The 4,820-nt window shown below is 65.4% G+C and carries 5 protein-coding genes; 3 read left to right on the top strand and 2 right to left on the bottom strand.

Annotated elements, in window-relative coordinates; translation table 11 throughout:
* A partial coding sequence (locus tag ABWP50_RS12940) for an Npun_F0296 family exosortase-dependent surface protein (protein WP_353218401.1) occupies positions 1 to 608 on the bottom strand: 608 nt, incomplete at its 3' end.
* Positions 609 to 867: 259 nt separating this feature from the next.
* Positions 868 to 1,554 (bottom strand): arylesterase, encoded by a 687-nt coding sequence (locus ABWP50_RS12945; RefSeq protein WP_353218402.1) that lies wholly within the window; start codon positions 1,552 to 1,554, stop codon positions 868 to 870.
* Between the two features lie 36 nt (positions 1,555 to 1,590).
* Here ABWP50_RS12945 and ABWP50_RS12950 point away from each other — a divergent pair, with 36 nt between their 5' ends.
* From ABWP50_RS12950 to ABWP50_RS12960, 3 genes are all read left to right on the top strand, one after another.
* Positions 1,591 to 2,295, top strand: a complete 705-nt coding sequence (locus ABWP50_RS12950; protein ID WP_353218403.1) for an ABC transporter ATP-binding protein — start codon at positions 1,591 to 1,593, stop codon at positions 2,293 to 2,295.
* A 13-nt stretch (positions 2,296 to 2,308) separates the two neighbouring features.
* Entirely contained in the window at positions 2,309 to 3,010 is a 702-nt protein-coding gene (locus tag ABWP50_RS12955; protein ID WP_353218404.1) for a dienelactone hydrolase family protein, read from the top strand.
* Between the two features lie 50 nt (positions 3,011 to 3,060).
* Positions 3,061 to 4,820, top strand: a 1,760-nt coding sequence (locus ABWP50_RS12960) for an ABC transporter permease (protein WP_353218405.1), incomplete at its 3' end; no start/stop codon positions are given.

Consider the following 4,820-nt stretch of genomic DNA (forward strand, 5'->3'; position numbering starts at 1 on the left):
CCGCCAACGCGCGGATTTTCGGCAAACACGATTCTGTCAAAGCTGGTGTTGCCGCGGGCGTAGAAATTGAGAAAAGCATAGGGCTCACCGCAGTTTCTCGCAGCAAAGGCGGCGTTCGGATTGCATTTGTAGCTGGCAGCGCTCGGCAATTGGCTGATGAAGTTGCTGGCCAGGTCTGCCGTGAAGGCAAACAGCAATTTGCCTTGCTGATAGAAATTCACCGTGTTGCCGCGGTCCAAAGCGGACAACCAGAAACCGAAATAGGTCACGCCGCCCGGCTGGGATGACGCCAGATCAAGGCTGTAACCCGTGCTTGCAAAGGTGACTGCATATCTTCCGGTGCCGCCAGCGCCGCCATATTGATCGGCCGATTTGATGTCGACGCCGGAATAGGTGCCGGAAAACACCGAGCCGCCAAAATTGCTGACGAAATTCTGGCCATTGACAGTGCGCCGCGCATCGAATGTTTCAATGCCGACCGCCGAAAATTTCGATTGGCTGTTCTGGATGCCGGGCTTTTCACTTTCCAGGCTGACGGTGAAGGGGATGGTGGCATGTGCCATTGGCGCTGCGAGAGCGGCGAGGGCGAAGATCGTGATTTTGTGCATCTACAAGGCTCCTGCGATATTGCGGCGCCGGGGCGCCAATGCAGGCAGGAATGCAGAAACCGTGCCAGTTGGTTCACCTGTTGAACATAAACAACAATTTCTGAAATGTTAACTCTAATGAACGATTATCGTTGCAAAATGCGACGTTCCGGCCGTTGCTTTTCGCAAATTCTATCGCAATTTGGCACATTGCACTGATCAACAGATGTGCAGTTTGCCGATGTGCACCGTGCGGCAGCCCGGCCGATGCCCAAGCCGATCAGCGCAGCGCGTCAATCTCCCGCTCAACGGCCGGCAGGATGCGCGCCACCATCACGGCGACGCCCTTGGGATTGGGGTGCATGCCATCGGCCAGTTGCAGCTTTGGCTGCGCTGCCACGCCGTCCAGAAAAAACGGATAGAGCGCCGCGCCATTGGCCTTCGCGATGGCCGGATAAAGCCCTTCGAATTGCGTGACATAGCTGCGGCCCAGATTGGGGCTGGCGCGCATGCCGGCAATCATCACCCGGGCGCCCTTGGACTGGAACGCCTTCACCATCGCATCGATATTGGCAGCGGCGGTGGCCGGCGATTGCCCGCGCAGCATGTCGTTGGCGCCCAGTTCCAGGATCACCAGATCGGGTGCCTGCTTCATGCCAGCGAGCACCCAATTCAGCCGCGCCCGGCCTTGCGTGCTGGTATCACCAGATACGCCGGCGCCCACCACGGTCACGGCGCGGCCTTTGGCCCGCAGTGCGCGCTGCAATTGCGGCGCAAAGCCTTCGCCCGGCCGCAGTTGATAGCCGGCCATCAGCGAATCGCCAAAGGCCAGCACGGTGATCGGCCCAGCTGCTTTTGGCGCTGCTTTTGGCGCGGTTTTTGGTGCAGGGGCGGCGGCCTGCGACATGAACAGCGCGGCTGCGACCAGCATGATCTGGTAAAAGCGCGCTTGAAGGCCTAGCTGCAACACACGATCCTCTTTTGCAAAATTCCGCGGGAACTGATGAGCAACACTATTGTCATTGATGCCCGCGATGTCACCCTTCGGCTCGGCAGCGGCGATGCCGCAGTCGATGTACTGCGCGGTTTCACCCTTGCCGTGCCTGCCGGGCAACGCATTGCCATCCTCGGCCCGTCCGGGTCCGGCAAGTCGTCTGCCATGGCAGTGCTTTCGGGCATGGAGCAAGCCACAACTGGCAAGGTGCTTATCGCAGGCGCCGATTTCAGCGCGATGAACGAAGATGCGCTGGCGCGGGCGCGCCGCGGGCGCATCGGCATCGTGCTGCAGGCCTTTCACCTGATCCCGACGATGACCGCGCTGGAAAATGTCGCGGTGCCGCTGGAATTGGCCGGCGAAGCCGATGCGCCAGGCCGCGCGCGCGCCGAGCTGGAATCGGTCGGCCTCGGCCACCGCCTGACGCATTATCCCACGCAATTGTCCGGCGGTGAACAGCAGCGCGTCGCCATCGCCCGCGCGCTGGTCGGCCGCCCGGCGCTGATCTTTGCCGATGAGCCCACCGGCAATCTCGATGCTGCCACCGGCGAAACAATCGTTGATCTCTTGTATGGCCGCCTGGCCGAGACCGGCGCTACGCTGGTGCTGATCACCCACGATGCCGATCTGGCAGCACGCTGTGATCGCATCATCACCATGCGCGATGGCCGGATTGTTGATGACCGCATGACCCTGGCCCGCGCGGCCGCTTGAGGAGAGACGTTACGTGACATTGTTCAGCTATTTTGACGACACCGAAGAACTCGAAGGCTTTCTGGCGTTACCCGAAGGCCTTGGCCCGCACCCGTGCGTGCTGATTGCCCACAATTGGGCCGGCCAATCCGAGGCCGACAACGGCGTCGCCCGCCGGCTGGCGGCGCTGGGCTATGCCGGCTTTGCCATCGATGTCTATGGCAAGGGCACGCGCGGCGATCCGATGGGCGACAACAGCCATTTGATGAACCCGTGGATGGCCGACCGCGCCGGCCTGCAAGCCCGGCTGCTGGCGGCTGTCGATGCGGCGGTGGCCAATCCGGCAATTGATTCAGATCGTATTGCCATCATCGGCTATTGCTTCGGCGGCCTGTGCGCGCTTGATGTCGCCCGCAGCGGCGATGCCCGCGTCAAGGCTGCGGTCAGCTTCCACGGCGTTTATGCCCCCAGCGGCCTGCCGGCCGAGCCGATCAGCGCCAAAGTGCTGGTGCTGCACGGCTGGGACGATCCGATGACCCCGCCGGCCGCCACCGTGGCGCTTGGCCATGAGCTGAATGCCGCCGGCGCCGATTGGCAGATCCACGCCTATGGCCACACCATGCACGCCTTCACCGCGCCGCAGGCCAACAATCCCGCCGGCGGCATCCAGTATAGCGCCGATGCCGATCGCCGGTCGTGGGCCGCGATGACCAGCCTGCTGGCCGAAGTCCTCTGAGCCTCGCTTTACGCCTCGCACTGCGGGAATTGCGCGGCGGCCTGGCCGGCTTGCGCATTCTTGCCGTGTGCCTGGTGCTTGGGGTGGCGGCGCTGGCCGGCGTCGGCAGCCTGGCCAGCGCCATCAATGCTGGCCTCGCCGAGCGCGGGCAATTGCTGCTCGGCGGCGATGTCGCGCTGCGCCTGTCTGGCGCGACCGCGAATGATGCACAGCGCGCGGTGGCGGCCGAACTGGGCCGCGTTGGCGAAGTGGTCAAATTGCGCGGAATGGTGTCGCGCCAAAATGGCGGCGATGCCGTGCTCGCCGAAATCAAGGCCGTCGATGCCAGCTGGCCGCTCTATGGGCGCACCGTTCTGGCAGGCGGCGGCCGTGTGCGGCCCGGCTATGCCGCCGCGCAGCCGGCGCTGGCCGACAAGCTCGGCCTGAAGCCCGGCGATGTGCTGGCGCTCGGCCAGGCCCGGCTGGTCTTTGCTGGCACCCTCATCGAAGAGCCTGACCGCGCCGGCGACGGCTTCGGCTTTGGCCCCGGGCTGGTCATCCACCGCGCCGATCTCGCCAAAGCTGGCCTGATCACGCTGGGCAGCCTCTACACCAGCGAACTGCGCATCCGCCTGAAGCCGGGCGTGACCACCGCGGCTGCCCGGACGCGCCTGGAAACCGTGGCCGAAGGCGCCCGCATCCGCGACCGCAGCAACGGCGCGCCGGGCACCCGCAATTTCATCAATCAATTGGGCCAGTTTCTCACCCTGGTCGGCCTTACGGCGCTGGTGGTGGCCGGGGTTGGCGTTGCCGGCGGCGTTTCGGCCTATCTGGCGGCGCGCACCCGCACCATCGCCACGCTGAAAACCCTGGGCGCCGACAGCGCCACGGTGCGCGCCATCTATCTCTGGCAATTGGCGCTGGTGGCCATTGGCGCCGTGCTGATCGGCCTGGCCATCGGCGCAGCCACGCCGGCGCTGGTCGCGCGCCTCGCCGCTGCCAGCCTGCCAGTGCCGCCAGCGACCGGGCTGCAATGGGCGGCGCTGGGGCAGGCGGCCTTTTACGGCCTGGCGATTGCACTGGCCTTTGCGCTGTGGCCGTTGGCGCAGGGCGCGCGCATGCCCGCCGCCCGCTTGCTGCGCAGCCTGACCGAAGCCCGCGCCCGGCCCGATGCCGGCACCATCGCCATCATCGCGGCGGTGGCGGCGGCCGTGCTGGCCCTGCTGATCGGCTTCGCGGAGCAGCGCATCTTCGTGATCGGCTTTGTTGGCGGCGCATTGGGCCTGCTGCTGGTGCTGTGGCTGCTGGCCGGCGCCATCACCTGGGGCGCGGCGCGATTGCCGCGCCCGCGCGGCACACTGGCCCGGCTGGCGCTGGCCAATCTGCACCGGCCCGGCGCGCCCACCCGCAATCTGGTGGTGGCGCTGGGGCTGGGGCTGACGCTGTTTGCCGCGCTGGCCACCATCGAAGGCAATCTGGCCGGGCAGATCAACCGCAGCATTCCCGCCCGTGCGCCCAGCTTCTTCGTGCTCGATATCCCCAATGATGGCCGCGATGCCTTTCTGGCGCGCCTGGCCACGGTCGCGCCCGGCGCACAAATCGTCACCGTGCCCAGCATGCGCGGCCCGATCACTGCCGTAAATGCGGTGCCTTCCGAACGCATCAACGCCCCCGAAGCCTGGATCTTGCGCGGCGATCGCGGCCTGTCCTACGCCGCCGAATTCCCGCCCGGCAACACATTGGTGCAGGGCAAATGGTGGCCAAAGGATTATGCCGGGCCGCCGCTGATCTCCATCGATGAAGACGCCGCCCGCGCCCTCGATCTGAAAAT

It is taken from the genome of Sandarakinorhabdus sp. (genome assembly GCF_040398645.1).
GTDB lineage: Bacteria > Pseudomonadota > Alphaproteobacteria > Sphingomonadales > Sphingomonadaceae > Sandarakinorhabdus.